At 61.8% G+C, this 26031-nt stretch carries 27 protein-coding genes; 19 read left to right on the top strand and 8 right to left on the bottom strand.

Features of this window, described 5'->3' with window-relative positions:
• Positions 1-5: 5 nt before the first annotated feature.
• Complete coding sequence (locus ACQ66J_RS06195) at positions 6-350, bottom strand: ArsR/SmtB family transcription factor (protein ID WP_375547963.1); 345 nt, start codon at positions 348-350, stop codon at positions 6-8.
• 89 nt (positions 351-439) lie between these two features.
• On the opposite strand from ACQ66J_RS06195, the gene ACQ66J_RS06200 reads away from it, so the two are divergent.
• Positions 440-925 (top strand): arsenate reductase ArsC, encoded by a 486-nt coding sequence (locus ACQ66J_RS06200; RefSeq protein ID WP_430430920.1) that lies wholly within the window; start codon positions 440-442, stop codon positions 923-925.
• Positions 922-2004 (top strand): ACR3 family arsenite efflux transporter, encoded by a 1083-nt coding sequence (gene arsB / locus ACQ66J_RS06205; protein WP_430430921.1) that lies wholly within the window; start codon positions 922-924, stop codon positions 2002-2004. Before ACQ66J_RS06200 ends, arsB begins: the two co-directional genes overlap by 4 nt.
• Positions 2005-2058: 54 nt before the next feature.
• Here arsB and ACQ66J_RS06210 read toward each other — a convergent pair whose 3' ends face one another.
• Positions 2059-4473: an autotransporter domain-containing protein gene (locus tag ACQ66J_RS06210; RefSeq protein ID WP_430430922.1), complete on the bottom strand. Its 2415-nt coding sequence runs from the start codon at positions 4471-4473 to the stop codon at positions 2059-2061.
• Positions 4379-5494: a trypsin-like serine protease gene (locus ACQ66J_RS06215; protein ID WP_430430923.1), complete on the bottom strand. Its 1116-nt coding sequence runs from the start codon at positions 5492-5494 to the stop codon at positions 4379-4381. The genes ACQ66J_RS06210 and ACQ66J_RS06215 overlap by 95 nt, the downstream gene beginning before the upstream one ends.
• Before the next feature lie 124 nt (positions 5495-5618).
• Here ACQ66J_RS06215 and ACQ66J_RS06220 point away from each other — a divergent pair, with 124 nt between their 5' ends.
• From ACQ66J_RS06220 to ACQ66J_RS06230, 3 genes are all read left to right on the top strand, one after another.
• Complete coding sequence (locus tag ACQ66J_RS06220; protein ID WP_430430924.1) at positions 5619-6074, top strand: hypothetical protein; 456 nt, start codon at positions 5619-5621, stop codon at positions 6072-6074.
• Positions 6075-6089: 15 nt separating this feature from the next.
• Positions 6090-6446 (top strand): hypothetical protein, encoded by a 357-nt coding sequence (locus tag ACQ66J_RS06225; RefSeq protein ID WP_430430925.1) that lies wholly within the window; start codon positions 6090-6092, stop codon positions 6444-6446.
• 115 nt (positions 6447-6561) lie between these two features.
• On the top strand, positions 6562-8067 hold the full coding sequence (locus ACQ66J_RS06230) for a CoA-acylating methylmalonate-semialdehyde dehydrogenase (RefSeq protein WP_375547957.1): 1506 nt from the start codon (positions 6562-6564) through the stop codon (positions 8065-8067).
• 165 nt (positions 8068-8232) lie between these two features.
• On the opposite strand, the gene ACQ66J_RS06235 is transcribed toward ACQ66J_RS06230, so the two are convergent.
• Positions 8233-9345 (bottom strand): phenylalanine 4-monooxygenase, encoded by a 1113-nt coding sequence (locus ACQ66J_RS06235; RefSeq protein ID WP_430430926.1) that lies wholly within the window; start codon positions 9343-9345, stop codon positions 8233-8235.
• Between the two features lie 152 nt (positions 9346-9497).
• On the opposite strand from ACQ66J_RS06235, the gene ACQ66J_RS06240 reads away from it, so the two are divergent.
• Positions 9498-10640: an iron-containing alcohol dehydrogenase gene (locus tag ACQ66J_RS06240; RefSeq protein WP_430430927.1), complete on the top strand. Its 1143-nt coding sequence runs from the start codon at positions 9498-9500 to the stop codon at positions 10638-10640.
• Positions 10637-11077 carry an acyl-CoA thioesterase gene (locus ACQ66J_RS06245; protein WP_430430928.1) on the top strand — a complete coding sequence of 147 codons (441 nt, stop codon included), beginning with the start codon at positions 10637-10639 and terminating at the stop codon, positions 11075-11077. Before ACQ66J_RS06240 ends, ACQ66J_RS06245 begins: the two co-directional genes overlap by 4 nt.
• On the opposite strand, the gene ACQ66J_RS06250 is transcribed toward ACQ66J_RS06245, so the two are convergent.
• Positions 11074-11616 (bottom strand): hypothetical protein, encoded by a 543-nt coding sequence (locus ACQ66J_RS06250; protein ID WP_430430929.1) that lies wholly within the window; start codon positions 11614-11616, stop codon positions 11074-11076. The two genes, ACQ66J_RS06245 and ACQ66J_RS06250, sit on opposite strands and share 4 nt — an antisense overlap.
• A gap of 71 nt (positions 11617-11687) precedes the next feature.
• Between ACQ66J_RS06250 and ACQ66J_RS06255 the strand changes: the two genes are divergently transcribed.
• The 6 genes from ACQ66J_RS06255 (at position 11688) to ACQ66J_RS06280 (ending at position 16698) form a co-directional block, all read left to right on the top strand.
• Positions 11688-11831, top strand: coding sequence for a hypothetical protein (locus ACQ66J_RS06255; protein WP_375547952.1), 144 nt, complete (start codon positions 11688-11690; stop codon positions 11829-11831).
• A 3-nt stretch (positions 11832-11834) separates the two neighbouring features.
• Positions 11835-12938 carry a cell division protein ZapE gene (gene zapE / locus ACQ66J_RS06260; protein WP_430430930.1) on the top strand — a complete coding sequence of 368 codons (1104 nt, stop codon included), beginning with the start codon at positions 11835-11837 and terminating at the stop codon, positions 12936-12938.
• A 53-nt stretch (positions 12939-12991) separates the two neighbouring features.
• Positions 12992-13567: a hypothetical protein gene (locus ACQ66J_RS06265; protein ID WP_430430931.1), complete on the top strand. Its 576-nt coding sequence runs from the start codon at positions 12992-12994 to the stop codon at positions 13565-13567.
• A gap of 129 nt (positions 13568-13696) precedes the next feature.
• Entirely contained in the window at positions 13697-14665 is a 969-nt protein-coding gene (gene mdh, locus ACQ66J_RS06270; protein ID WP_375547949.1) for a malate dehydrogenase, read from the top strand.
• A gap of 248 nt (positions 14666-14913) precedes the next feature.
• Positions 14914-15942, top strand: a complete 1029-nt coding sequence (locus ACQ66J_RS06275; protein ID WP_430430932.1) for an aspartate-semialdehyde dehydrogenase — start codon at positions 14914-14916, stop codon at positions 15940-15942.
• Between the two features lie 96 nt (positions 15943-16038).
• Positions 16039-16698, top strand: a complete 660-nt coding sequence (locus ACQ66J_RS06280) for an alternative oxidase (protein WP_430430933.1) — start codon at positions 16039-16041, stop codon at positions 16696-16698.
• Positions 16699-16997: 299 nt separating this feature from the next.
• On the opposite strand, the gene ACQ66J_RS06285 is transcribed toward ACQ66J_RS06280, so the two are convergent.
• Positions 16998-17750, bottom strand: a complete 753-nt coding sequence (locus ACQ66J_RS06285) for a hypothetical protein (RefSeq protein ID WP_430430934.1) — start codon at positions 17748-17750, stop codon at positions 16998-17000.
• Positions 17751-18015: 265 nt separating this feature from the next.
• On the opposite strand from ACQ66J_RS06285, the gene ACQ66J_RS06290 reads away from it, so the two are divergent.
• Together ACQ66J_RS06290 and ACQ66J_RS06295 are read left to right on the top strand one after the other, a co-directional pair.
• Positions 18016-20430 carry a TonB-dependent receptor plug domain-containing protein gene (locus ACQ66J_RS06290; protein ID WP_430430935.1) on the top strand — a complete coding sequence of 805 codons (2415 nt, stop codon included), beginning with the start codon at positions 18016-18018 and terminating at the stop codon, positions 20428-20430.
• A gap of 78 nt (positions 20431-20508) precedes the next feature.
• Positions 20509-21777 carry an aminotransferase class V-fold PLP-dependent enzyme gene (locus ACQ66J_RS06295; protein WP_430430936.1) on the top strand — a complete coding sequence of 423 codons (1269 nt, stop codon included), beginning with the start codon at positions 20509-20511 and terminating at the stop codon, positions 21775-21777.
• Positions 21778-21789: 12 nt separating this feature from the next.
• Here the strand turns inward: ACQ66J_RS06295 and gshB are convergent, their stop codons facing one another.
• Positions 21790-22734 (bottom strand): glutathione synthase, encoded by a 945-nt coding sequence (gene gshB / locus ACQ66J_RS06300; RefSeq protein WP_430430937.1) that lies wholly within the window; start codon positions 22732-22734, stop codon positions 21790-21792.
• Positions 22735-22884: 150 nt separating this feature from the next.
• On the opposite strand from gshB, the gene ACQ66J_RS06305 reads away from it, so the two are divergent.
• The 4 genes from ACQ66J_RS06305 (at position 22885) to ACQ66J_RS06320 (ending at position 25362) form a co-directional block, all read left to right on the top strand.
• On the top strand, positions 22885-23520 hold the full coding sequence (locus ACQ66J_RS06305) for a hypothetical protein (protein ID WP_430430938.1): 636 nt from the start codon (positions 22885-22887) through the stop codon (positions 23518-23520).
• Positions 23521-23799: 279 nt separating this feature from the next.
• On the top strand, positions 23800-24306 hold the full coding sequence (locus tag ACQ66J_RS06310) for a hypothetical protein (RefSeq protein ID WP_430430939.1): 507 nt from the start codon (positions 23800-23802) through the stop codon (positions 24304-24306).
• Between the two features lie 21 nt (positions 24307-24327).
• Positions 24328-24834 (top strand): hypothetical protein, encoded by a 507-nt coding sequence (locus ACQ66J_RS06315; RefSeq protein ID WP_430430940.1) that lies wholly within the window; start codon positions 24328-24330, stop codon positions 24832-24834.
• A 21-nt stretch (positions 24835-24855) separates the two neighbouring features.
• The gene (locus ACQ66J_RS06320) at positions 24856-25362 is read left to right on the top strand and encodes a hypothetical protein (protein WP_430430941.1); all 507 of its coding nucleotides are present in this window, start codon (positions 24856-24858) and stop codon (positions 25360-25362) included.
• Here ACQ66J_RS06320 and ACQ66J_RS06325 read toward each other — a convergent pair.
• Positions 25359-25970 carry a hypothetical protein gene (locus ACQ66J_RS06325; RefSeq protein WP_430430942.1) on the bottom strand — a complete coding sequence of 204 codons (612 nt, stop codon included), beginning with the start codon at positions 25968-25970 and terminating at the stop codon, positions 25359-25361. The genes ACQ66J_RS06320 and ACQ66J_RS06325 overlap by 4 nt on opposite strands.
• Positions 25971-26031 lie beyond the last annotated feature (61 nt).

Consider the following 26031-nt stretch of genomic DNA (forward strand, 5'->3'; position numbering starts at 1 on the left):
GGCGCCTAGCAGCCCTCTGTCTGCAAGCCCACGAGGGATGACACTTGCAGATCGCACACTTCCGGATTGCCGTCACAACACTCCACGATCAGATAGTTGAGCAAACCGCGCACCGTCGGCAGAGCCGCGGAATAATAGCGACGCCGCCCGTCCCGACGCACATTCAGAAGGCCCGCGGACACCAGAACCGTCAAATGCGCGGACAGATTGCTCGGGCTCACTTGCGCCTTGGTCGCCAGATCCCCGGCCGAGACGCCCTCCGGCCCAGCATTCATCACGGTGCGAAACACGACCAGGCGCGTTTCGTGCGCCAGAGCTCCAAACTGGTGGGCGACGGCGACAGACGTCACGGCAGGCTCTTTCATTTCAATCATTCCTGAAATATACAGAGGCCAATCTTAATGCCTCCCTCGTTGAGCGCAAATCAGGATCCGGCCCTATGAAACTGCTCGTCCTTTGCACCGGCAACTCCGCGCGTTCGATCATGGCGGAAGCGCTCTGGACTGATCTCGGCCAAGGTCAGCTTACAGCGTATTCCGCAGGATCAAAGCCGACAGGCGCGCCCAACCCTTACGCCCTGGAAACCCTCCGCCGACATGGCCTCAGCCAGGACGGTCTTCGGTCGAAAAGCTGGGATGAATTTGAAGGCGAGGATGCGCTGGACATCGATGTGGTGATCACGGTTTGTGACAGCGCCGCTTCTGAGACCTGTCCCATCTGGCCCGGAGCGCCGGTGCGAGCGCATTGGGGATTGCCCGACCCGGCTGCAAGTCCTGACGGCCCACAGGCAAAGGCCGCCTTCGAAGCGACCTTTCAGGCGCTCAAATCCCGCATTGAATCGTGTCTGAAGGCCGGGATCATAGAGGCTGCCCCCAAAGGCCGTCTCGCCATACTGCACGCCGCCCATGAAGGAGCCTCTCAATGAGTACTGATGGGACGCAGGCTGAAATGGCGCCAGGCGGTATCGGATTTTTCGAAGCCTGGCTGTCAGTCTGGGTCGGCGCCGCCATCGTCTTTGGCGTCGGCCTTGGCGTCGTGTTCCCGGAAGGGTTCGCATGGCTCGCAGGCCTGCAAATCGCCAATGTGAACCTGCCGGTGGCGGTGCTGATCTGGCTGATGGTCTTTCCGATGATGGTGAGTATTGATCTGAGCAGCCTGCGCCAGATCGGCGACCGGCCCAAAGGCCTCGCCATCACCCTCGTCGTGAACTGGCTGGTCAAGCCCTTCACCATGGCCGGGCTGGCGGTGGTGTTCTTTGAGTTTGTTTTCGCCCCTTTCCTGAACCCCGCCGACGCCCAGGCCTATATCGCCGGGCTGATCCTTCTGGGCGCGGCGCCGTGCACGGCGATGGTGTTTGTCTGGTCGCAACTGACCAAAGGCGACGCGAACTACACCTTGGTGCAGGTCGCCGCCAATGACGTCATCATGGTGTTCGCCTTCGCCCCTATCGTAGCGCTCTTGCTGGGTGTGACCGAGGTGAGCGTGCCGTGGAACACCTTGCTGCTTTCGGTTGGGCTTTATGTCGTCGCGCCCTTGGTCGCAGGCGCGCTGGTGCGACACATGCTGACCCGAGATCTGCCCCCGCTGGAAGGCGATGCGGCGGTCCGCGCTTTCACAGCCCGCGTCAAGCCGCTCTCCATTTTAGGGCTGATCGCCACTGTGGTGATCCTGTTCGGCTTCCAAGGACAGACCTTGCTCGCGCAACCCGTCGTGATCGCCATGATCGCGGTTCCGCTGCTGATCCAGTCCTACGGCATCTTCGGCCTGGCTTACGCCGCTGCGTATGTCGCCCGCGTCCCGTTCAACATCGCCGCGCCCTGCGCTCTGATCGGCACATCGAACTTCTTCGAGCTGGCGGTCGCGGTGGCGATTTCCTTGTTCGGCCTGAATTCCGGCGCTGCGCTGGCGACCGTGGTGGGCGTGCTGGTGGAGGTGCCGGTGATGCTGTCGCTGGTCGCCTTCGCCAACCGCACTCAGTCCTGGTTCGCTGACAGCCGCCCATAAGAAAGCCGCCCCGGCCTGTCCGGGGCGGCTCCTCAATCAAATAATACGTACGGATCAGAAACGCAGACGAGCGCCGACCGAGAACGCTTGAGTGCTCAACAGGTCCTTACGGTCCTGAATCTCCTCATAACTGACAGCCACCGTCAGATTGTTCGGCAGATAGGCCGTCACGCCCACGCTGATCTCGCTCCATTCATCGTCGCCATTCACGCCCGGCGCGATGGAGAACAGTCCCGGTGCGTTCGTGAACGAACCATAAACCGTTTCCGAACCATCCAGCAGATCGCCCGCGAAGCCGAGATAGGCTTGCGGCTCGATCCGCGCCGAGCCCCAGTTCAGGCTCGTATTGAGCTTGAGACCGGCGCGCGCCACCAGCTCATTGCTGATCGATTCAGACAGGTTCACCGCGGCGGCGGACCCGGTCTGTTGACCAGCGTCATACTCGGTCTCGGACCAGGTCATGCTGACAAGCGGGGTCAGGTGAAGCCAACCTTCCAGCGGGTCGATGCGATAGGCGCCCATCAGGCTCGCTTCCAGCGTGTCGGAATCCTGGGACCCTTCAGCCGCGAGAGACTGACCGCCCACGCTCAGAGAACGCCGGCTCTCGGTGTCATGAGAGGCAGAGGACAGCCGCACCATACCCAGAATTGGACCGCGTTCGGCCACCGCATAGGCCGACAATTGCAGGGTATCGATTTCGGAGGTTATGGAGCCAGCCGTCAGTGCGACAGTCTCGACTTCCGAGCTGGCATAGCCCAATGCCGCGCCCACACGCAGCCAGTCGCGCGCCTGAATATCTGCGCCGACCATGCCGAAATGCCCCTCCAGATCACCCTCTGAGACGTTGGTGGTCTGGACCTCGCCATCGAGCTGACCGCCCGCAGAGAAAATGCGAATGCCGTTACCCGCATCATTCATGACGGGGCCAGACGCGCTGTCTTCAGTCTGAAGCGCAAGGCTCGCTTCGTTCAGTGAGGGACGCATGTCGGTATCCATCAGACGCGCGGTGAACGCCGCGGCGCCCATCGCGGAGTCGTGGGACAGGCCCTGGGTCAGCGCAATGTCACGCATTTGCGCGCTGAACGTCTCCAGATGCGCCCGGCTGGCCCGACGCGACTGGAAGGCCTCATGGGGCGCCAGTGCTTCAAACGAAGCCGCCAGCTGCGCCCCCGATTGCAAGTCAAGACCGCGATAGAGCGTCTCCAGATCATCATAGGATGAGCTCCGCGCGCCATCGAGATACTGCGCCAGCCCCGATTGGGAGGGGTTCTGGAAATCGGCGACTGTCGCAAAATCCGCCGCGTCAACGGTCACGCTGACAAAGCCGGATCCATAGGTCTGCGACAGAAAAAGAACGCCCGGCAGATTGTCGCCCGCGAACTCGCCCAGGCGCTCGCCCGTGAAATTCAGAATACGACGTGTGTCGCCAAAAGCGGGCAGATATCCGCCGATGGGATTGACGGCGATGACGCCATCCAAGGACACATCGCCATTGACCTGTAGCAGGTCCGCGCCGGAAGCGCTCCAATCCACGCCCAGCACGCCGCCAGCGGACTGGATGTAATCGCCGTTGAGGGTGAGTGTCCCTGTTGCGCCGATCGCGCCCGCAGTCACGACGCCGCCCACATTGTAAACCGCGCCGTCCAGGAAGACGCCATTGCCCAGGAAGGAATTGGGATCAAACAGGGAGATCTCGCCTGCCCCGCTTAACAGACCGCTCCAGAGCATCAGCTCGCGTGAGAACAGGCCGCCATTCACCTCAAGCTCGCCAGCGAAGACATTCACGCCGATCAGGCTCGCCAGGAACGCGTCTTCGGCGATCACCAGGCGCGCATCGCCGCCCGCCAGGGTCAGATTGTCGATTTCGACATTGTCGAGGTCCAGCGTGGTCGTGCCAGCTGCCGCCAAGGTCACGTCAAAGAATTGCGCCGGATCTTCAAAGGCAGGCGCATTGGGGCCGCCATAATAATTATCCGGCACGAAGCCGGTATAGCCCGGCCCCGTCAGCGTCTGGATCAGGCCCGATACGGTTTGCGGCGCAAGAGCCTCGCCTTCGGACCAGTCATACCCGGCGAAAGCATCGCGCAAATCCGCAGGCAATGTGGCCACCAGGCTGTCGATGGAGAAGTTTATGAGGTTGGCGCCTGAGCCAGCAGAATTGTCACCGGTGTCGGTGTCCGCCACCGGGGTGTCAAACACAATGCCATTGATCGGACGGCGCTGGCCCAACCCGCCTTCATCTCCGTCGGGAAGACCGTTCACGATCTCGCCGTCTTCATTGTAGATGAAATAGTTTGGGTCGAGGCCCTGAATCCAGTGATCAGGGTCCGACCACACTCCGTCGCCCGCCATCGCGCTGACGTATTTGTAAGGGTTATTTTCGCTGATCCACTGGTGGTAGGTGAAAAGCGGATTGTAGTAACTCACCTCGCCATAGCTCTGGCCCGAGGGGTGTAAAGAACCCGTCAACGAACCCGCCGGACAGCACCCCGAGCAGCAGCGGGTTGTTGAAGAGGTTCATGGCCATCAGCGGCCCGCCCGAATCACCGCCGCCGGTCGCAGCTTCATTGGGCAGGGCGTCACCTGGGAAGTAATCAATGGACGGCCCGGGCAAAATGACGGTGTCGCCATCCAGACGCACGCCATCGCCTGGAACATTGTCGTCACAGAAAATACTGTCTTCCGCCGTCGCGCCCAGATTAGCGCGCACGCAAGTCCCGGTACGACCGGGCAGATCGAAATCGGTCCAGTACAAGAGTTGGTTGTCGCTTGGAACGGGCGAGCCGGCGTTTTCACCCGCGAGCGCCTGGAAGAAATCGCTTTGGGAGGCCATCAGGCCCAGCATGTTCTCGCCCGCGCGGCGACGACCGTTGATCGATCCGGCATCATTATCCGAACCCGGATGGAAGGTGCCGTAGCCGATCTGGTTGACGAGAACACCTTCATTGAAGACGTCCTCGGGGATCGGGCTAAACAGCATGCCGTAAGTGGGCAGGGTGTAGAGCGGGTTGGCCAGCGCGATCATCGCCACATCGGCGGCGGGGAAGGTGTTGACGCCGTTCACTTCGCTGTCGGGATGCATCATCAGGTCGACGCCGAAGGTCAGGCCGTTCAGATCGTCAACAAATTGCTGGTTCGTGTTGATCCAGTTGAAAAGCGGCACGAAGGTATCGGGACCAAATGCGATGATCGGCGTCAAAGAGCCTGGCGCGTCCGCATAGACCTGTTCAGGGTTGGCGTCGAAACAGTGCGCCGCCGATATCACGGTCCGCGCATTGATCATGGATCCGGTGCAATTGAAACCGATGCCGCCCGTGACGCGGTTCCACAGATAAATCTGAACGACGCCGTCCCAGCCTTGTGCGAACTCTTGCGCGCCTTCATCTCCAACATCATCACGGAACGGGATCGCCTGCGCTGAAGACCCCATAGCCATGGCGAGCATGACAGCTGACGTCGCCGCAAGCAGCGGCCCCTTGATCTTTTTCATGTGCGTTCCCCGAACATATCGTCTAGCGGCGAGTTTTTCGCCGTCACTGTTGAGGTTAACTTACATCGACCGGCAAATCAAGAAATGCCGCGCTATCAGCTTGCACACGCAAGAGGGGAACATAATGCTCTTACGTTGCTTTTTTGTCTCATTTCTCGGCCTGGCGAGCAGTTGCGCCGCGCCTCAAACACAGGCGTTTCAGGCGCAGGCAGGACCGCCGCCCAACCGTGCGGCGCCCCTTCTGCCGCGTTCGGATCAGGGGCTGGGCGCCACCTGGTTCATCGGCGCCTGGCGCGTGCAAGACAGCCCCTGCACGCTGCGGCTTAATCGTGATGGAGCGAGCCTTCTGGAGGGGCAGGTGCATTCAGACCAATGCGACGCGCCCTGGTCAGAGATCGTGCGCTGGCGGCGGCCGAACGATGGGCGGGCGCTCCTGGACTTGATCAACGCCGAAGGCCGCATCCTTTGGCGGGCAGGCGCCATTCAGCCGACCGCCATCTCCGGCTGGAGTGGCGATGGCGAGCGGGTGCGTTTATACTGGGCGGAAGACGGCCCGCATTCCGGCTGGGTTCAGCCCTGAAGGACATCACACGCCATGCTTTCACTCCAGATCGGGCTTCTTGCTCTCGCAGTCGCGGTCTCAGAGCCGCCCGAAGGCGGCGTCTATACGCTCACCACGCCGTCACAAAGCTGCGAGATCTTGCTGGACGCCACCGCCGCGCCCCTGCCTGAAACCAATCTCGATCAGCGCGACGCGTCCGGCTTTGCGACCGCCATGCCCAACTGCCCGGACAGCGTGTCAAGCGCCGCGTTCTGGAGTTATCGCGATGCGGACCAGACCCTGAGCCTGTTTGACCCCAGCGGCGCCAGCGTGTTCTCAGGCGCCTTCAGCGATGAGGGTTGGAGCGGACAGACCGCCCAAGGCGAACCCGCCAACCTCTCGGGCCGCTAGCGCTCACATCCTCTGCTGGGTGCTCGACAAGCGCCCCCGCCGGGCGTTACACCCGCCTCAGATCATAACCACACGCGCCGGCGTCCACCCAAGACCGGCCGATGGAGGAAGCCTTATGTCCGCACACCGCGATATCCATCATTTCATCAACGGCAAGGCCGCGCCCGGCGGCTCAAACCGGTTTGGCGATGTCTATGACCCCAATACGGGCGAGATTCAGGCCAAGGTCGCCCTCGCCAGCGTCAAGGAAATGGACGACGCGGTCGCCATCGCCAAAGCGGCGCAACCGGCCTGGGCTGCGGTGAACCCCCAGCGCCGCGCCCGCGTCATGTTCAAGTTCAAGCAATTGCTTGAAGAGAACATGGACGAGCTGGCGGTGCTGCTGTCGACGGAGCACGGCAAGGTGGTCGCTGACGCCAAGGGCGACATTCAGCGCGGTCTGGAAGTGATCGAATTCGCCTGCGGCGTGCCGCATCTGATGAAGGGTGAATACACTGAAGGCGCGGGCCCCGGCATCGACGTCTACTCCATGCGTCAGGCCCTGGGCGTGGTGGCGGGCATCACCCCGTTCAACTTCCCCGCCATGATCCCGATGTGGATGTTCGGCGTGGCGATCGCCTGCGGCAACGCCTTCATCCTCAAGCCGTCGGAAAAAGATCCGTCCGTGCCGGTGCGCCTCGCGGAACTGATGACCGAAGCGGGCCTGCCCGACGGCATTCTTAACGTCGTGCATGGCGACAAGGAAGCGGTCGACGCGATCCTGGACCATCCCGACATCAAGGCGGTGAGCTTTGTGGGCAGCTCTGACATCGCGCAATACGTCTATTCGCGCGGCACGGCGAACGCCAAGCGCGTGCAGGCCATGGGCGGCGCCAAGAACCACGGCATCATCCTGCCCGACGCTGATCTTGATCAGGTTGTCCAGGACCTCGTCGGCTCCGCTTACGGCTCGGCGGGCGAGCGCTGCATGGCCCTGCCCGTCGCGGTTCCGGTCGGTGACGACACCGCCGACCGCCTGCTGGAAAAGCTGATCCCCGAGATCGAGAAGCTGACGCCCGGCGCCTCCACAGACCCCGACGCCCAGTACGGCCCGGTCGTCTCACAGGCGCATAAGGACAAGGTCGAAGGCTATATCCAGATGGGCGTCGATGAAGGCGCGAAGCTATTGATCGATGGCCGGAACTTCAAACTGCAAGGCCATGAAAACGGCTATTTCATCGGTCCGTCCCTGTTTGACCATGTCACCGCCGACATGAAGACCTATCAAGAAGAAATCTTCGGCCCGGTGCTGCAGATCGTGCGCGCCAAGGATCTCGAAGAAGCCGCCAAGCTCCCGAGCGACCACCAGTACGGCAATGGCGTGGCGATCTTCACGCGTAACGGTCTGGCGGCGCGCGAATTCGCATCCAAGGTCAATGTGGGCATGGTGGGCGTGAACGTGCCGATCCCCGTGCCGGTGGCCTATCACACCTTTGGCGGCTGGAAGCGGTCTTCGTTTGGCGACGCCAACCAGCACGGCATGGAAGGCGTGCGCTTTTACACCAAGATCAAAACGGTGACCCAGCGTTGGCCCACCGGCGAAGTGTCCGACCAGGCCTTCATCATCCCGACGATGGAGTAGGCGGTTCGTCGCTCACAATAACGAAAGCCCCGGCGCAGACGCCGGGGCTTTTTTTGTGTTTGCCGCCCCTCTCTTTCCCGGCGAAGGCCGGGACCCAGAGCTATAGGCATGGCGTTTTATGACGTCTGGATCCCAACTTGCGTTGGGAAAGAGAAGTAAGGGTCTCTACCGCTTGTGCGCTTCGCGGAGCGCTTCCATGTGCTTGACCGCGCGGGGTTTGCCCTTGCCGCCGCAGAATTTATATTCCTGCGTGCCCTCGGTGACGATCACATCGGTGTCGAGGGCGGCGGTGGTGGCGTAGGTGAAGCCTGCGGGCAGTTTCTTGTAGATTGGCGTGAAATCGCGACCGGCGGTGCTTTCATAAAGCGCCTTGATCGAGTCCACGACGAAATAGGTTTCCTGAAAATCGCTGATCACATAGTCCGTGCGCATCACGCGCTCAGGCACCATCTTGATGCGGTGCGGGCTGTCTGAGTACAGCGAGAACAAGGTCTCGTCCGGGCTCGACAATATGCCGGCGCCATAGACGCGCAGCTCGCCCTCTTCCTCGATCAGGCCGAACTCGACGGTGTACCAGTAGACCGAGCCGAAATTCTTCAGGCGATTATATTCGATCGCCCGACGGCCGCCCGCGCCATAGGCCTGGATATAGTCGGCGAAGAACGGATTCATCAGCATCGGCACATGGCCGAAGATGTCGTGGAAGGTGTCCGGCTCCTGCAGGTAGAACAGATCGTCCTCCACCGCCGTGTACTCGACGAATTCCGGCGCGCGGCCTTCATTGGCCTCTTTGACCTTTTTGGTCTTCGGATCGCCGCCGCGTATGAAGACGCCCGCCGGGAAGCGGCGGTTCTCCAGATGCCAGAAGAAAATGTTGTCCGGGATCAGTTCGGGCACCGGCACAACCGTCCAGCCCGTGGCGGGCTTCAGGATAGCGTTGATGTCGTCAAAGCTGGGGATGCCATCCTTGAACAGGTGCTCGAGCTGCTCGAACCCCTCCATGAAATCCTTGCAGGCCCGGCCCGGCAGCATTTTGCGCTGGTTCTCAAACAGGAGCCGCCAGCGGGCGTGTTCAGCCGGGGTGTAATCGGGTTGGCGCTTGAGCTGCCAGCTGTCTGAGATGAAATCCTCATCGCCCAGCCGATATCCCTCAGGCCGGATGGCGTAGCGATAGAGCGCCCCGCCCGGCCCCGTCAGGCCATTGCCAGCATCCTGCACGAGCGGGTCATAATAGGCGCGACCCATATCCGGAATGGATGTGGACACTTCGTCGAGCATTGTCGCCTCCTATGGCTGGCCGGTCAGGCTGGTCTGTACGGAAAGAACAGGCATACTGTGCCTTGTTAGAGGGTCCGCATAAAGAGACCCCGCTCATATCACGCGCGACGCATCCGCGCAGTGCGAGCCTGCAGACGGGAGGAGCCGACCACATGACCACCGCTTTCACCTTCACCACGGTCCCGAAAACCCTCTTTGAAGCGGGTTCAAGCGCGCGTCTCGCCGAAACCGCAGCGCCGGCGCTTAAGGGCGCGAAACGCATCCTCTTCGTCACCGATGCGGGCGTGCGCAAGGCCGGGCTGGCCGATGCGGCGCTGGCGGGCCTGAAAGACGCCGGTCTGGACGTGCACATCTATGACAAGGTGGTCGCCGATCCGCCTGAACGCACGGTGTTTGAAGCCGTGCAGGAAGGCCAGGAATTTGGCGCAGATGCCGTGATCGGCTTTGGCGGCGGCAGCCCGATGGATACGGCGAAAGTCGTCGCGCTTCTGCTGTCCGGCGAGCAGTCTCTGTCCAATATGTATGGCGTGCAGCAGGTGCGCGCGAGCCGCCCGCCGTTGATCTTGCTGCCAACGACGGCCGGCACCGGATCAGAAGTGACCAATGTGGCCGTTCTGACCACGGGCGCGACCTCCAAGCGCGGCATTGCGGCCGATCCTCTGTATGCGGACATGGCGATCCTGGACCCGGATCTGACGCTGGGTCTGCCCAAGCACCCCACCGCCTATACCGGCATTGACGCCATGGTCCACGCCATCGAGGCCTTCACCAATCGCCGCTCGAAAAACCCGATGTCGGACGCGCTGGCGCTGACCGCGCTGAAGCTCTTGCACGGCTCCATCCTGCGCGCTTGCGAGGACGGGTCGGACCGCGAAGCGCGCGGCGACATGCTGCTGGGGGCCATGCTGGCGGGGCAAGCCTTCTCCAATTCGCCCTGCGCCGGCGTCCACGCCATGGCCTATCCGCTGGGCGGCATGTTCCATGTGCCGCACGGGCTTTCAAACGCCGTCGTGCTGCCGCCGGTCCTGCGGTATAACGCGCCCGAAGCCGAAGCTCAGTATACAGAGATTGCGGCGCATCTGGGCCTGAAGCCGGGTTCAGCGGGCCTGATCGATGAGATGGACCGGATCGCTGAAGCGGTCGGCATTGAGCGCCGCCTCTCCCAGCTCGGGATCAGCCATAACGACGTGCCGAAAATGGCCGAGGATGTGGCCGCCAATGATCGCCTGCTGCCGAATAATCCGCGCGAGATGACCTATGCCTCCATCGTGGCGATGTATGAGGAAATCCTGTGAGCGCAGAGCGTCAAGCGCCCGCAAGCCGCGCTGATTTCAGCCAGTTTGAACCCATCGAGACCCGCTGGGCGGACAATGACGCCTATGGCCATGTCAACAATGTCGTTTATTACGGCTTCTTTGATACGGCGGTGAACCGGCGCCTGGCGAAAGTGGGGCTTCTGGACATCGAAAACGGCGACACGATCGGCTTGGTCGTGGAAACCGGCTGCCGCTATCACGCCGCCACCGCCTTCCCCGATCAGCTGGACGCCGGCGTACGCGTGGCGCGCATCGGCTCCAGCTCGGTGCGCTATGAAATCGCGATCTTCAAACACGGCGAAGACAGCGCCGCCGCCGAAGGCTTTTTCGTCCATGTGTATGTGGATCGCCAGACCCGCAGACCGACGCCCTTGTCAGATGCGTGGCGGGCGGAGCTGGAAGGCTGGATGGGTTAGCCAAGCCCCAGCATCAGCGGCAGGCCGATGGTGAAGAAGGCGATGGTGATAGCGAAAAGTCCCAGACCCATGGCGACCGTCGTGTGGTAATAGCGTCGTTTGCGCCGATAAGGGTCCAACACCACAAGACCCGCCTCCGCATTTTCCGCCCCATCAAGATACGCCGCCAGCTCTTCAAGATCGAGCCGGGCCTTGTGGCCGCCCCAACGCCAGGTCGCATTGATCGAAAGCCGGACCAGGCGATTGCGAAACCGGACCGCCGGATTGGGTGACCAGGATAAGGTCGTAGCCAGCAACATTACCAGGACCAGCGGCACAGGGATCATGCCCGTCATCAGCAGGCCGGGAGAGATCACATCCCGCGTCTGAGTGTTCACCAGAAGGGCCAGAGCAGCCAGACCGAACAGCCACCACGGATATGCGAACAGGCGATAGAACCTCACCCAGATCTGGCCTTGCGCCTGCGCCACCACCTCATCACGTAGCTCCGGGCTGAGCCCGGCCTGATCGAGCGCCTCGATTTCGCGTGAGTTCAGCATCGTGCTCTCCTGTCAGGCGAGTATCGCTGAAACGCCATGTCCTCGCAATCCTTCTGCAACCTCATAATGCTATGACGGCGACCATCTTGGCGGGGCGGGCGCATCGGGGTATCGAAGCGCCCATGCGCACCCTCAAACGTCCCGCTTATGTCTGGCTCGCCGCTGCAATCAGCTTTGCGCTGATCGCCGCCGCCGCCCTGGTCTGGAGCCTTTAACCCATGGGTCCTGTGGACAGCCTGAAACAGGCGGTGGCCGAAGGCCGACTGCAGCCCGATCCCGGACAGGCCGAGATCGCCCAGCACCTGCAAGCGCTGTGCGAGGCGCTGTCTGAGTGGAATGAGGGCAAGTCGAGCTTTTTCAGCAAATCCAAACCGGCGCCCAAAGGCCTGTATCTCTATGGCGGGGTCGGGACGGGCAAATCCCTGATGATGGATCTGTTCTTTGACGCTGCGCCTGTCAGCAAAAAACGCCGCGTCCACTTTCACCAGTTCTTGCAAGAACTTCAGGCGCGCATTACCCATGAGCGCGAGAAAAAGGACGCAGACCCGCTGCCGCGCGTGGCGAAAGCGCTGGCCAAGCAGACGCGCCTTTTGTGCTTTGACGAGCTGCAGGTCACTGATGTGGGCGACGCCATGATTTTGGGCCGCCTGTTTGACGGCCTGTTCGCGGAAGGCGTGGTGATGGTCGCCACCTCCAACCGCCATCCCGATGATCTCTACAAGAACGGGCTGAACCGTCAGCTCTTTGAACCCTTCATCGATCTGATCAAGGACACGCTGGATGTCCACGAGCTCGATTCCGGCCGCGATTATCGCCTGGAGCAGCTCGAAGCGGCGCCGGTCTATTACCATCCGATCGGTTCGGAAGCGGATTCAGCGATGGACACCGCCTTCAAGCGCCTGACCCGCGGCGCCAAGGTGCAAACCTGCATCCTCGATGTTCAGGGCCGCGAGCTGGTGGTCCCGCGTCAGGCCGCCGGCGTCGCCCGCTTCACCTTCGAGGAATTGTGCGCCAGACCTCTTGGCCCGGCGGATTATCTGATGGTGGCGGAGACGTTTCACACGGTCATGATCGACCGCGCCCCGCTTCTGACCCCGGACAAGCGTGATCAGGCCAAGCGCTTCGTCACCTTGATCGACGCGCTCTACGAGATCAAAACCAAGCTGGTCATGAGCGCGGCGGTGGAAGCGAGCAACCTCTATCCCGAAGGCGATTTCGCCTTTGAATTCCAGCGCACCGTCTCGCGCCTGTTCGAGATGAGCGGCCACGCCTATCTGGCCGCTGAGCGGCGCGTGGGTGAGAGCGGCGCGCAAACAGAGTGACGCGACAGGGTTAACAGGTCAGAATGGGTCTTCATTGTCTGGGGAGACGCATGATGATCCGTGAATTCCTTGTTCTCAGCGCCAGCGCAGTCTTGCTGACAGGATGCTCTGAAGACAGCATGCCCGCCGCTTCGAGCCCCGACGCAGGAGCGGACACAGAAACCGCCTCATCGGCCCAATTCCACATCAATGTCAGTTTTGAGCCGGGCGGGTTTTTCCTGCCCAATGGCGGGCTGACAGCCGGTGAATGGACGGTTCATCACCTGTTTGTGGGCCACCGTATGGAGTTCGACGCCTGGCGCGCGGCGGGATCCGCCGCCGGTGACATCCCGGTCTGGCTGAGCCTGAACCCGATGAATGGCGAAACCGCCGTGAACGAGCTGGGCCAGACCTATTATCTGGATCGTCGCCGCATTCGTCCTGAAAGCCTTGTGATGACCGATGGCGCGTTCGAGTTCCGCGCCAGCGATGAGGCGCTGGGCCTGATGCTGATCTCGGGCGTGATCCAGCCTGACTATCTGCACACAGGCGTCTCGCCGCAGGAAGACGCGCCCGCCCTGATCGGCGGCGCCGAGATGGGCGGAGACCGCATTCGCAATATCAGTTTCATGCACTGGCTGGGCGATTGACGGTCGTGTGAACGGTCTTCTCCCGTCCACGCATTGCACTTCGCGGCTGAGCGGAGTAGATCAGGCACACCTGTCTTCGCGCCTGCATCAAAAGGCGCGCCCCCCTCGCAAGGCTTGAGGAGTATTTCCATGGCTCGCAAAAAGATCGCCCTTATCGGCGCCGGCATGATCGGCGGCACCCTGGCCCATATCGCGGCTCGCGAAGAACTGGGCGACGTCGTCCTGATGGACCTCAATGAAGGCACCGCCAAAGGCAAGGCGCTGGATCTGTGCGAGGCGAGCCCCGTCTTCGGCAAGGACAGCCATCTGACCGGCGGTTCGGTTGAGGACTACACCCCGATCGCAGGCGCGGATGTGTGCATCGTCACCGCCGGCGTGCCGCGCAAGCCGGGCATGTCCCGCGACGACCTGCTGGAAATCAACCTCAAGGTCATGAAGTCGGTCGGCGAAGGCATCAAGAAACACGCGCCGAACGCGTTCGTGATCTGCATCACCAACCCGCTGGACGCCATGGTCTGGGCGCTGCGCGAATTCTCCGGCCTGCCCCACAACAAGGTGGTCGGCATGGCGGGCGTTCTGGACGCTGCACGCTTCCGCTGGTTCCTGGCGGAAGAGTTTGACGTGTCCGTCGAAGACGTCACGGCGTTCGTGATGGGCGGGCATGGCGACACCATGGTGCCGCTGACCCGCTATTCCACCATCGCCGGCGTCCCGGTGCCCGACATGGTCAAGATGGGCTGGTCCACGGACGAGAAGATTGACGCCATCGTCGACCGCACCCGCAAGGGCGGCGGCGAGATCGTCGGCCTGCTGGGCAATGGCTCGGCCTTTTACGCCCCGGCGGAAAGCGCCATCGCCATGGCCAAATCCTATCTCAACGACAAAAAGCGCATCCTGCCCTGCGCCGCGCACCTGACCGGCCAGTTCGGCGTGGACGGCCTGTATGTGGGCGTGCCGATCCAGATCGGCGCCAACGGTGTTGAGAAAATCGTCGAAATCACTCTGAACAAGGACGAGCAGGAGATGTTCGACCATTCGGTGGATTCGGTGAAAGGCCTTGTCGACGCGTGCAAGAAGATTGACCCCAGCCTGGGCTAAACGTCTGGTCTATCCGGTGTGAAACCCCCGGGGCCAGACTGGCCCCGGGGGTTTTTCTTTAGGGCGCGTCGTCTGACCGGCTATACCTGTTCGTCAAGAGGCAGACCCTGATAGCGGCGAACACCAGCACTCCCAGCATGATCGCCGTCAAACCGGTCTGAAAAAGAGCAAGAAGGACCACAAAATCTCCCATAGGGGGAATTGTAGTCTAGTAAATATCAACCGTCAGCTGAATTCGAGGAAGCATTATGGGTCTCAATGTCGCCGTACTGGGCGCTACGGGCGCTGTCGGTCAGGAAATGCTGACCATTCTGGAAGAGCGTCTCTTCCCCGCCGAAACCGTTTATGCGCTGGCCAGCCGCAAGTCTGTGGGCCGCGAAGTCTCTTATGGCGACAAGACCCTCGTCATCAAGGACGCCGACACGTTTGATTTCTCAACCGTCGATATTGTTTTGATGAGCGCAGGCGGGGATGTCTCCCGCGAGATGTCGCCCAAGATCGCCAAGGCCGGCGCGCTGGTGATTGATAACTCCAGCGCCTGGCGCATGGACCCGGACGTGCCGCTGGTGGTGCCGGAAGTGAACCCGGACACGCTCAATGAGCGCCCGAAGAAGAACATCATCGCCAACCCGAACTGCTCCACCATCCAGACCGTGGTGGCGCTGAAACCCATCCATGATGCAGCGGGGATCATCCGGGCGAATTGTTCCACCTATCAGTCCACCTCCGGCGGCGGCCGCGAAGCGATGGACGAGCTGTGGAACCAGACCAAGGCGATCTACGTCAACGACCCGATTGAGCCTGACGTCTTCCCCAAGCAGATCGCCTTCAACGTCATTCCGAAAATCGACGTCTTCATGGAGGACGGCGCCACCAAGGAAGAGTGGAAGATGACGGTGGAGACCAAGAAGATCCTTGATCCCAAGATCAAGCTCTTCGCCACCTGCGCCCGCGTGCCGGTGTTTGTCGGCCATTGCGTCGCCGCGCATCTGGAGCTCGAACGCGAACTCAGCGCCGAAGACGCTCGCAACCTGCTGCGTGAAGCGCCGGGCCTGATGGTGATCGACCGCGCCGACGAGGATGAGCCGCAATTCGTCACCCCGGTGGAAAGCGTTGGCGAGTTCGCCACCTTCGTCAGCCGCATCCGTAACGACCCCACCGTGGAGAACGGCCTCGCCATGTGGATCGTGTCTGACAATCTACGCAAGGGCGCGGCGCTCAACGCCGTCCAGATCGCCGAAGTGGTGGTCAACAAGGGCTGGCTGAAACGCGCCTGATGATCGTGTCTGCGGCATTTTGGACCCCGCTCTTGTACGGGGCCGGAACGTCCTAAATCCATATTCAACGAACGTTGAACATGGAGACCTGAGACGATGACCCGCTATACAGACGAGACCCTGAGCAATCGGCGCGCACCTGAAGGATTGCGTGACCGCTTCGCTCTGGGTCTGGTCAAATTCATGCGCGTCTTTGCGGACCTGTTTTTCCGGAGCCGCTATGGCCACCGCGCCGTGGTGCTTGAAACCGTCGCCGCCGTGCCGGGCATGGTGGGCGGCCTGCTGCAGCACTTGAAAAGCCTGCGCCATATCCGCGACGACCAGGGCTGGATCAAGGAATTGCTTGATGAAGCGGAAAATGAGCGCATGCATCTCATGACCTTCATCAAGATCGCCCAGCCCAGCGTGTTTGAACGCGGCGTGATCATGATCGCACAGGTCCTGTTCTATAACGCTTATTTCTTCATGTACTTACTCGCTCCACGGACCGCGCACCGCTTTGTCGCCTATCTCGAGGAAGAGGCGGTGATCAGCTACACCCATTATCTGGAGGCGGTGGATCGCGGCGAGCTTGAAAACGTCGCCGCCCCTCAGATTGCGCGGGACTACTGGGAGCTGCCCGTCACAGCGCGTCTGCGCGATGTGATCGTGAAAGTCCGTGAAGACGAGGCGGGACACCGTGATGTCAATCACCGCTTCGCCGACGCCCTGACGCGCAGCCCCGCCGATCCGACCGGCCGTAAAGCGGGCGCCTAGGAGGCTGCCTCCACCTGAAGCGCTTTGTCCTGATAGAGACCCCGGTTCGGCGCTGCGCTGGGCCGGGGTTTCAGACTCTATGACTGTCATTCACCGGTTTATCCCGTGAACCCATGCCGACACCCGTGATCGCAACAACCGGCATGGATCCCCCGCATGAAGCGGGGGATGACAAGGAGAGATGTAATCTTTCCTCTTTCCCCGCGCAGGCGGGGACCCAGCGATCATGGTGCGCTGCGCGCTGACGGCTCTGGGTCCCGGCTCAAGGCCGGGAAAGAGAGGAAAAGGTCAGGTGCTCCCTACCGCACCTTTGACAGCGCCAGATCCCTTGCCAGCCGCAAGTCGGGATCAGCGGTGTTTTCGAGCACAAAATGATCCACCGAAAGATCAAGCCCCAGTGCGCGAATGGCGGCGGCCTGGGCTTCCCACTGGCCGCCCACGGGCCAGCCGCAACCGTCTGAGGGAAAGGCGGAGACGCGCAAGGGCAGCGAGCCTGTCAGGCACGCATAGGCCTCGAACGGGTTCTGAACCGCTTCGGGCACATGGATCGGGCTGATCGGCACGCCGTCATAGATCTCGCCGCGATCTTCCGTGCCGTTCATGATGGCGTAGTCGCGGGTCGTGAGAAGCGTCGCCCAGACCCGCACTGAGCCGCCGGGGCGCTCGACAAGCGTCGCGGGGATCGAGCCATAGACGGCGATGCGGTTTGCGTAGGCGACCACATGATCCGGCACATTGATCTGGATCACCGGAATGGCGACATCGTCCAGGTGATCGCGGAATTTGCGGCGCAATTGCGCGGGCGCCGCGTTTGACCCGACCGCCGCGACGGCGTGATAGGCGCCGCGCTCAAACTCCGACAACCGCTGTTCGCCCAGCGCATCGGCCATGCGCATCGGTCCCTTGGCGTGATCAATGATCCAGTCGCCAAACCCGCCGCTCGTCTGCATTAACGGCCAGGTCGCGCCGTCGAGAAAGATGAAGGGCGTTTGCGGGCGCGGGAACGGATAGCTGAGCGCCCATTGCAGGTGCAGGGTATCGGTGTCGATCATCGCGGCGCGCCTCCTTAACGTCGTGTTTACTATCGTGAACCCGCTGTCAAAACCCCGTCGCTCACTTTTCCGGGATTAATCCGGACCATGACTATAAGTGCATAAAATAATTACCTAAAATTTTCAATCTGTCGCCGAAGCATCGCTGATCCGTCACACGCCGCGCCTAATCGTTAACCGTCGACGCCGCCATCACAGATGAGCGGACGCGTTGCGGTGCATGGGGTCCCGCAGCGTCATCGACGCGCTATTGGAGGGACAATTCATGCGCATCCTGCTTCTCGCCGGTGCTGCCGCCGCAGCCCTGACTCACCCAAGCTTCGCCCAGACACAATCTGAAGCGGACACCAGCGCCGCCGCGCGCAACGACATCATCGTTGTGACCGGCACGCGCCGCGAAGGCCGGACGGCTCTGGATTCTCTGGCGCCCGTCGACGTGATCTCCGGCGTGGCCCTCGACAGCGTCGTGTCTGATGAACTGATGGATTCCCTGGCCGTTCTGAACCCGGCCTTCTCGATCCAGCGCCTGCCCATGGCGGACGGCGCGATCTTCATTCGCCCGGCGCGGCTGCGCAGCCTGTCGCCAGACCAGACCCTTGTTCTGGTCAATGGCAAACGCCGCCACCGGGCGGCCCTGCTCGGCTCGCGCGGCGCCCAGTCCACGGACATGGCGGCGCTGCCGGCCTTCGCCGTGAGCCGGGTTGAAGTTCTGCGCGACGGCGCCTCGGCGCAATATGGCTCTGACGCGATCGCGGGCGTGATCAATGTGATCCTGGACGAGACGGTCGGACTGCGCGCCTTCGCCCAGGCCTCCCAGTATTACGAAGGGGACGGTGAAGAATATCAGATCGGTGCCCAACTGGGCTTTGAACTGGGGGATGGCGGCTTCGCCACGGCGACGCTTGAGCATGTGACCGCCGAGCGCACGTCGCGGTCGCGTCAGCGCCCGGACGCCATCGCGTTCGAGCAAGCCACCGGCATTCAGGTCGCCGACCCGGTACAGAACTGGGGCCAGCCTGAGCGTGAGGTCGTGCGCTTCGCCCTGAACGCCGCCGCTCCGATCACCGACTTAGTTGAAGGCTACAGCCACGCCACCTTCACCCAAGGTCAGGGCGTCAGCGATTTCAACTGGCGCAACCCCGCTTTCACCAGCGCCTATCGCACCAGCCCGCTGGACCCCGCCTATGATCTGAACGCCATTTTCCCGGCCGGTTTCTCCCCGCAGTTCGGGTCCGAGGATCAAGACTATGAGGTTGTGGCGGGTCTGCGCGGCGATCTGGATTTCGGACTGAGCTGGGATTTCAGCGCCTCTCGCGGCCGTAATGAAGTCGATTACTTCATCTACAACACCATCAACGCCTCGCTGGGGTCGCAAAGCCCGACCAGCTTCAGCGCCGGCGTGTTGGCCCAGCAGGAAACCAATTTCAATCTCGACTTCGTTTATGGCTGGGCGGTCGACGCCTTCTCAGCGCCTGTGAACGTCGCTTTCGGCCTGGAAGCGCGTGAAGAGACATATGAAATCGAAGCCGGCGACGAAGCCTCCTACGCCGTGGGCCCGCTCGCCGTTGACAGTCTGCCGTCGGGCTCCAACGGGTTTCCGGGCTATTCAGACCTGCAAGAAGGCAGCTTCAGCCAGGATAGCTATGCCGGCTATGTCGATTTGGAAGCCCCTGTCACGGAGCGTCTGACGCTGGCCGCGGCACTGCGCTTTGAAGACTTCTCAGAGTTCGGCTCCACCACCGACTACAAGCTGTCAGGCCGGTATGAGCTGACCGAAGCTCTGGCGGTCCGCGCCGCCACCTCCACCGGTTTCCGCGCTCCGACCCCCGGTCAGCTGCAGTCTGAACGCACCTCCCAGGGGCTGGATAGCACCACGCTGAACCTTGTCACCTCGGGACGTTTCAGCCCGGTCGGTCCGGTGGCGGACATCATCAACGCCCGCGCAAATGGTCCTGAGATCACGGCGCTGGACGCTGAGACCTCCCAGAACTATTCGCTGGGTCTGACCTACCAGCACGCCAGCGGTTTCACCCTGACCGCCGATCTGTACCAGATCGATGTGGATGATCGCTTCTCGACCCTTGGCAGCTTCACCCTGACCGATGCGGAACGGACGCAGCTGGCGGCGCTCGGGGTTCCGGGCGGAGAGAGCATCACCCGGGTCTCCTTCTTCCAGAACCAGTTTGACACCCGCACCCGCGGTCTCGATCTGGTGGCGAGCTATGGCTTTGATCTGGGCGAAGGCGCGGTCACGCTGACAGGCGCGTATAACTACAATGAGACCGAGGTCACCGGTGAAGCCGCCAGCGGCGTGTTCAACGATGTCTCGCGCACCGTGTTCGAACAGGGCCTGCCCCAGCACAACGCCGTGCTCAGCGCCGATTACGCTCTGGGCCGGTACAGCGTGAACGCTCGCGCTCGCTATTATGGCGAGTGGACGGACACCGATGACAGCGCCAACGTCATCTATCAGGACTTTGGAGCGGAAGTTTTTGTGGATCTCGGTCTTCGCGTCGAGCTGACCGAAAACTTCGCCATGCGCGTCGGGGCCGAAAACATTTTCGACACTTATCCCGATGAATCCCGCCGTCAGGCCAATCGCGGCCTGATCTACTCACGCAATGCCCCGTACGATACCGACGGCGGCAAGTATTATCTGCGCTTGGAAGCCAACTTCTAGGACTGCAAACATCTACAGGCACAGGGGCGCCGTTGATGCGGCGCCCCTGCTGCTTTTCCTAGCTGATACGAGTTTTTCATGCCGCACATGACCCGCCGATCGATCTTCTCCGCCGCTGCCGCGGGTTTGTCTCTGACAGGCATGGCGCGCGCTTTGCCCAATGTCAGCGCCGACCCGCTTGAAGCCGCGCAAGATGAAACATTCTGGGCTGAAGTATCAGGGCTCTACGACGTCACTGATGAGGTCATTCACCTGGAACATGGCAATTGGGGGATGATGGCGCGGCCGGTGCAAAACGCCTATCTCGCGCATGTGGAGACGGTGAACCGCCGCAATTCCTATTATGCCCGGCGCGAATTCTGGACCGAAGCGCGCGCTGTCATGGACCAGATCGCCCGGACCCTGGGCTGTGACGCGGATGAAATCGTCCTGACGCGCAACGCCACCGAAGCGCTGCAAGCCTTGATCGGCGGCTATAACAAACTCTCACCGGGCGATGGCGTGCTGTACGCCGATCTCGACTATGGCTCCATGCAGACCGCCATGGGCTGGCTGCGCGAGCGGCGCGGCGCGGACCTTGTAACGATCACTCTGCCCGAACCCGCCACGCGCCAGGGCCTGATCGACGCCTATGAACAGGCGCTGATCGCCAACCCGCATGTGCGCCTGATGCTGCTCACTCATCTCAGCCATCGCACAGGATTGGTCCTTCCGGTGTCTGAGATTTGCGCCATGGCGCGCGCCCGGCAGGTGGATGTGATTGTGGATGCGGCCCATTCCTGGGGACAGATCGATTTTCAGGCCGCCGATCTCGGCGCTGATTTCATCGGCTTCAACCTGCACAAATGGATTGGCGCGCCGCTGGGCGTCGGCCTGATGTATGTGCGCAAAGACCGGATCGAGGATATTGATCCGTTCATGGGCGAAGCGGTGCGCGGCCCCGGCGACCTGTCGGCGCGCGTCCACACCGGAACGACCAATTTCGCCGCCATTCTCGCCATTCCCGCCGCGCTTGACCTGCACGACGCGATTGGACCGGCGCGCAAGGCGGCGCGTCTGAGATATCTGCGCAGCCTCTGGGTGGACGCCGCGCGGGAGGCGGGGTTTGACGTGCTCACCCCCGATGAGCCAGGGCTGCACGCCGCCATCACTTCGTTCAGGGCGCCCGGCCGCACAAGCTCAGACGACAATATCGCTCTGGCGCGCCGCCTGCTGGAGGAGCACCGGATCTTCACCGTCCATCGCACAGGCGTCGCCCATGGGGCGTGCGTGCGCGTGACGCCGGGCGTCTTCACATCACCAGACGATGTGCGCGCGCTGGCGGACGCCCTGCCGCAGCTGATCTGAGTGAAGCGGGCGTCAGGCCCGCTTGGCTTCCACCCAGTCGATCAGCAGCGCGGAGACATCGACGCCGGAAAAGCGGCGCAATTCCTGGATGCCGGTGGGCGAGGTGACGTTGATCTCGGTCAGATAGTCGCCGATCACGTCGATGCCCACAAAGACGAGGCCGCGGCGTTTCAGCTCCGGCCCGATAATGCGGCAAATCTCAAGATCGCGCTCGGTCAGGTCAGATTTCACCGCCTTGCCGCCCACATGCATGTTGGCGCGCACTTCGCCCTCAGCCGGCACGCGATTGATCGCGCCCACCGGCTCGCCATCCACCAGGATGACGCGCTTGTCGCCATTTCGCACATCCGGAACAAAAGCCTGCACCATCAGCGGGTCCCGGCTGAGTTGCTGGAACAATTCCACCAGAGAGGCGAGATTTTCCGCCGTCTCTCGCACCCGAAACACGCCCGCCCCGCCATTGCCGAACAGCGGCTTGACCACGATGTCGCGATTATGGCGCTCGAAGAAGTCGCGGATCTGCGCTTCCGAGCTGGTGATCAGGGTGGGCGGCATTACGCCTTCAAAATGGGTGACGAAGAGTTTTTCCGGCGCGTCGCGCACATGGCGCGGATCATTGACCACCAGCACCTGGTCCATGACATGCTCAAGCATGTGGGTGGTGGTGATATAGCTCATGTCAAAGGGCGGATCCTGACGCAGGAAGATCGCGTCCACCGTGTGCAGGTCCAGAACTTCCGGCTCCGCCAAGGTCACATGCGCGCCCTGCACGCGCTCCAGCGTTTTCACCCGCTGGGCCGTCGCGCGGACCTTGCCGTTTTCAAGGCTGAGATGTTTCGGCTCATACACCCAGATCTCATGGCCGCGCCCAAAGGCCTCCAGCGCAATGTCAAAAGTGGAGTCCGCGTTCACATCGACATCGGTGATCGGGTCCATCTGGAAAGCAAGGGTCAGCATGGCAAGCCTTTCGGGCAGAGGCGGGATCATTGCGCTGACAGGTAGGGGATGCAAAGGCGGAATGGAAGGCGGCTAGGATCAAGTCTTGCTGATCGCGCACCAGGGGAGCAGATCATTGTTTATCGCCATACAGGGTGATAAATTTCACGCATGCGTGTCTGGGTTGTATGTCTGAGCCTTGTCTGTGTCTCGCTGTCTGCGGCCTGTCAGGACGCCGGGCAAGCTCGGGATCAAAGGCTGGCGTTCGCCGCGTGCAAGGGCGCTTCGCCGAACTTCGCCCCGATGAGCACCTTAAGCCGGGACGAGCAATCCTGCCGTCTGGCATGGGCGGACGCTTCGGCCCATGACGGCCCCACGGCAGACCCTGTCATCTGGCGGATGGCCCTGCTGGACGAAGGCGATGCGATCCCGGCGGATCTGATCCGGCGGTCTGAGCGCACGACCCGAACCCGGCTGTTGCGCGGATTGATGCTGGAGCGGCCCGAGGCGGGATGGGTCACCCAAGGGCGTTATGGCTGCCTGGAATCGTCGGACTTTATCGAGCCGCTCTTTCAAGCCGCTCAAGCCGACGCGGCCTCGGATATCTGTGAGCATTTGTATACGCTCGGCCCGGCCCAGCTACGCCCTGAAAGCCTCCACGCCACGCTTCCCTGGGACAGGATATGTCCGAGCTGGAACGCCGTGCTTGAGCGGGAAGCTGATCCGCGACCTGTGATGTACGCGGCTTTCACGAGCGACTCCGAGGCCGCCCGGTGCATGCGCCGTCTCGTGAACGAGATGGCCTAGCGTCAACCGAGATGCAGCTGTTCTGGCAGGCCCTCGAAATACGCCTCGACCCTGACCAGCCCATCCCGACTGAGTTGAGGACAGATCCAGCCCTTCTTGCGCTCGCAGATCGGGCGCTGACCCAGCCCTTATGGAGCCAACACGATTTCGAGCAGATCCAGCCCCATATGCCGGGTTTATATTGATCAGTTGTAGCGGCACTGCGCCTGACTCAGACGCGTTTTGGGACAGTCGGGGTTTCTCCTTGCCGGGACTTTGAGCGCCTCGTAAACTCGCCCCATGCGCGAGTTTTTCTCACTTCTGTTTGGGCTGCTCGCTCTGGTGGCCTGCGCCCCGCTGGAGCCGCATCAACAGCGCATACTGGAGGCGTGCGGCACGCTGGAGCCTGACCTTGAGGCCGTGAGACAGGACTCACTCATGGGAAATCTGAACGCCATCGACTGTGAGATTGCGGTCGCAGACGGCAGTTACAGCATGCGCGCACTCGACCCGCCCGAAGCGGTTGATAGCGTGCGCTGGCGCTATCTGCGCTGGGTCGTGACGGGCGAAGAACCCGACGATCTCATGCATTTGGCCGCCCATCTCGACCAGCAATATCTTGAAGCTAGCCTGTCGCTGATCTTCACCCATCATCTGGACGCGACCGGCCAGCTTTATGCCGGGCGCTATGACGCGGCGGGCTGCTTCCTGCGCCCACCGCGCATGGATCAGCTCTATCAACGCGCCCGGCCCCATCCCGACATGGCGGCGTGCGAGACCTCGGTGCGGGAGCATCCATTTGGCTAGATGGCAGGAAAGGCCGGAAATATGCGTCTAATTGTCGTCTGCATGGCTCTGGCGCTCGGTCTGACGGCCTGCAGCCCGCTTGATCCCCATGAGCGGCGCATACTGGAGGCGTGCGGGACGCTGGATCCAGATTTTGACGCCACGCGCCAGGCCGCCTATCGCGGCGAGCTCGCCGCCATTGATTGTGAGATCGCCATCGCCGACGGCGTTTTCATGGGGCCATATGATGACCCGCCCTACGCCCTGTTCAGCGTCACCTTCCGCTATCTGCGCTGGATCGTGACAGGCGAGCAGCCCGACGACATTCTCGAGCTCGCCGCCCTCTGCGACCAGGCTCACTTAGAAGCCGACCTGGTAATTCACTATAGTGAATTCCTGCGCGCTACCGGACAGATATACGCGGGTCGTTATGACAAAAACGGCTGCTTCCTGCGCCCGCCGCGCATGGATCAGCTCTATCAACGCGCCCGGCCCCATCCCGACATGGCGGCGTGCGAGAGCGCGGTGCGGGATCATCCGTTCGGTTAGATGGCAGGAAAGGCCGGAAAGATGCGTCTAATTGTCGTCTGCATGGCTCTGGCGCTCGGTCTGACGGCCTGCAGCCGTCTTGAACCCCATGAGCGGCGGATATTGGACGCCTGCGGCACGCTGGAGCGCGATTACACGCGGTCTGTACAGGCTGCAGAAGGTGGAGACCTCGCCGCGATAGACTGCGAGATTGCGGTCGCGGATGGCGTGTTCATGGGTCCGGACGACAATCCGCCCAACGCCATCACCAGCGTCAGCTATCGATATCTCCGCTGGATCGTCACAGGCGAACAGCCTGCAGACATCGCCGAACTGGCCGCGCGTCTCGACCAGCAGGCTCTTGAAGCCAATCTGTCGTTGATCTTCACCTATCATCTGGACGCGACCGGCCAGCTTTATGCCGGACGCTATGACGCGGCGGGCTGTTTCCTGCGCCCGCCGCGCATGGATCAGCTCTATCAACGCGCCCGGCCCCATCCGGACATGGCGGCGTGTGAGAGCGCGGTGCGGGATCATCCGTTTGGTTAGGTCAATAAACGGCGCGTGCGCGATGACGGGGTGAAGCGGTAGCTGTTGAAGGCGCTGCCCTCACAGCCATTGTCCTTGAACGCTTTGAAGTGTCGTTTCATCCAGTCGACGCGATCATCCAGTAAGCCTTGGTACTGACGTAGCTCTCCCCTGATCCGCTCAATATCTCGCTCAGCACTGTTTATGTTTCGATCAATCTCTTGCTCGGCCTGCCTGACCGCCACGGCGCGATTGATCGCATCCGCCAGGAACACCGCATCATGAATCTGGCCCAGAGTTTTCAAGATTCGAAGCAACGCGCCCAAACGCCCGCGCGCCTGTACAGGAAGGTCCGGCCCAGGTAGTCGGGGAACATCAGCCTCTGCCGCCCTCAATTGCTGGCGCCGCAGTTCCAACATGGCGATATCATCTTGCAAGCGTCTGATCTGTTCCCGTCGGCGGCTGATTTCCAACTCATAAGTTCGGATCTGAGCGCTATCATCGCCAATATTGCGACGAATGGTGTTACATACGGCAGGCTCTTCCTCCTGCGCGGGCGAGGCGTCCCTGCTAGAGGTCCGGTTTGACCGCGAAGTCTGAAACGCAGGTTTCTTGTATGGGGTTTTCATGGCGCTCTCCTCTTCTGGAAGCGCCTAGTCTCACCCCATTTCAGCCCTGTGGGATAAGATC

Origin of the sequence: Oceanicaulis sp., from assembly GCF_965284345.1 — a bacterium.
Taxonomy (GTDB): Bacteria; Pseudomonadota; Alphaproteobacteria; order Caulobacterales; family Maricaulaceae; genus Oceanicaulis; species Oceanicaulis alexandrii_A.

Bases quoted from the DNA above. Each gene is read 5' to 3' on its own strand.
- ACQ66J_RS06255 (WP_375547952.1), top strand. From the start codon at position 11,688: ATGACGGCGACCATCTTGGCGGGGCGGGCGCATCGGGGTATCGAAGCG.
- ACQ66J_RS06200 (WP_430430920.1), top strand. From the start codon at position 440: ATGAAACTGCTCGTCCTTTGCACCGGCAACTCCGCGCGTTCGATCATG.
- ACQ66J_RS06315 (WP_430430940.1), top strand. From the start codon at position 24,328: ATGCGTCTAATTGTCGTCTGCATGGCTCTGGCGCTCGGTCTGACGGCC.
- ACQ66J_RS06295 (WP_430430936.1), top strand. From the start codon at position 20,509: ATGCCGCACATGACCCGCCGATCGATCTTCTCCGCCGCTGCCGCGGGT.
- ACQ66J_RS06215 (WP_430430923.1), bottom strand. From the start codon at position 5,494: ATGAAAAAGATCAAGGGGCCGCTGCTTGCGGCGACGTCAGCTGTCATG.
- ACQ66J_RS06235 (WP_430430926.1), bottom strand. From the start codon at position 9,345: ATGCTCGACGAAGTGTCCACATCCATTCCGGATATGGGTCGCGCCTAT.
- ACQ66J_RS06285 (WP_430430934.1), bottom strand. From the start codon at position 17,750: ATGATCGACACCGATACCCTGCACCTGCAATGGGCGCTCAGCTATCCG.
- ACQ66J_RS06240 (WP_430430927.1), top strand. From the start codon at position 9,498: ATGACCACCGCTTTCACCTTCACCACGGTCCCGAAAACCCTCTTTGAA.
- ACQ66J_RS06320 (WP_430430941.1), top strand. From the start codon at position 24,856: ATGCGTCTAATTGTCGTCTGCATGGCTCTGGCGCTCGGTCTGACGGCC.
- ACQ66J_RS06305 (WP_430430938.1), top strand. From the start codon at position 22,885: ATGCGTGTCTGGGTTGTATGTCTGAGCCTTGTCTGTGTCTCGCTGTCT.
- ACQ66J_RS06275 (WP_430430932.1), top strand. From the start codon at position 14,914: ATGGGTCTCAATGTCGCCGTACTGGGCGCTACGGGCGCTGTCGGTCAG.
- ACQ66J_RS06250 (WP_430430929.1), bottom strand. From the start codon at position 11,616: ATGCTGAACTCACGCGAAATCGAGGCGCTCGATCAGGCCGGGCTCAGC.
- ACQ66J_RS06290 (WP_430430935.1), top strand. From the start codon at position 18,016: ATGCGCATCCTGCTTCTCGCCGGTGCTGCCGCCGCAGCCCTGACTCAC.
- ACQ66J_RS06220 (WP_430430924.1), top strand. From the start codon at position 5,619: ATGCTCTTACGTTGCTTTTTTGTCTCATTTCTCGGCCTGGCGAGCAGT.
- ACQ66J_RS06230 (WP_375547957.1), top strand. From the start codon at position 6,562: ATGTCCGCACACCGCGATATCCATCATTTCATCAACGGCAAGGCCGCG.
- ACQ66J_RS06265 (WP_430430931.1), top strand. From the start codon at position 12,992: ATGATCCGTGAATTCCTTGTTCTCAGCGCCAGCGCAGTCTTGCTGACA.
- ACQ66J_RS06310 (WP_430430939.1), top strand. From the start codon at position 23,800: ATGCGCGAGTTTTTCTCACTTCTGTTTGGGCTGCTCGCTCTGGTGGCC.
- arsB (WP_430430921.1), top strand. From the start codon at position 922: ATGAGTACTGATGGGACGCAGGCTGAAATGGCGCCAGGCGGTATCGGA.
- ACQ66J_RS06325 (WP_430430942.1), bottom strand. From the start codon at position 25,970: ATGAAAACCCCATACAAGAAACCTGCGTTTCAGACTTCGCGGTCAAAC.
- ACQ66J_RS06225 (WP_430430925.1), top strand. From the start codon at position 6,090: ATGCTTTCACTCCAGATCGGGCTTCTTGCTCTCGCAGTCGCGGTCTCA.
- ACQ66J_RS06280 (WP_430430933.1), top strand. From the start codon at position 16,039: ATGACCCGCTATACAGACGAGACCCTGAGCAATCGGCGCGCACCTGAA.
- gshB (WP_430430937.1), bottom strand. From the start codon at position 22,734: ATGCTGACCCTTGCTTTCCAGATGGACCCGATCACCGATGTCGATGTG.
- mdh (WP_375547949.1), top strand. From the start codon at position 13,697: ATGGCTCGCAAAAAGATCGCCCTTATCGGCGCCGGCATGATCGGCGGC.
- zapE (WP_430430930.1), top strand. From the start codon at position 11,835: ATGGGTCCTGTGGACAGCCTGAAACAGGCGGTGGCCGAAGGCCGACTG.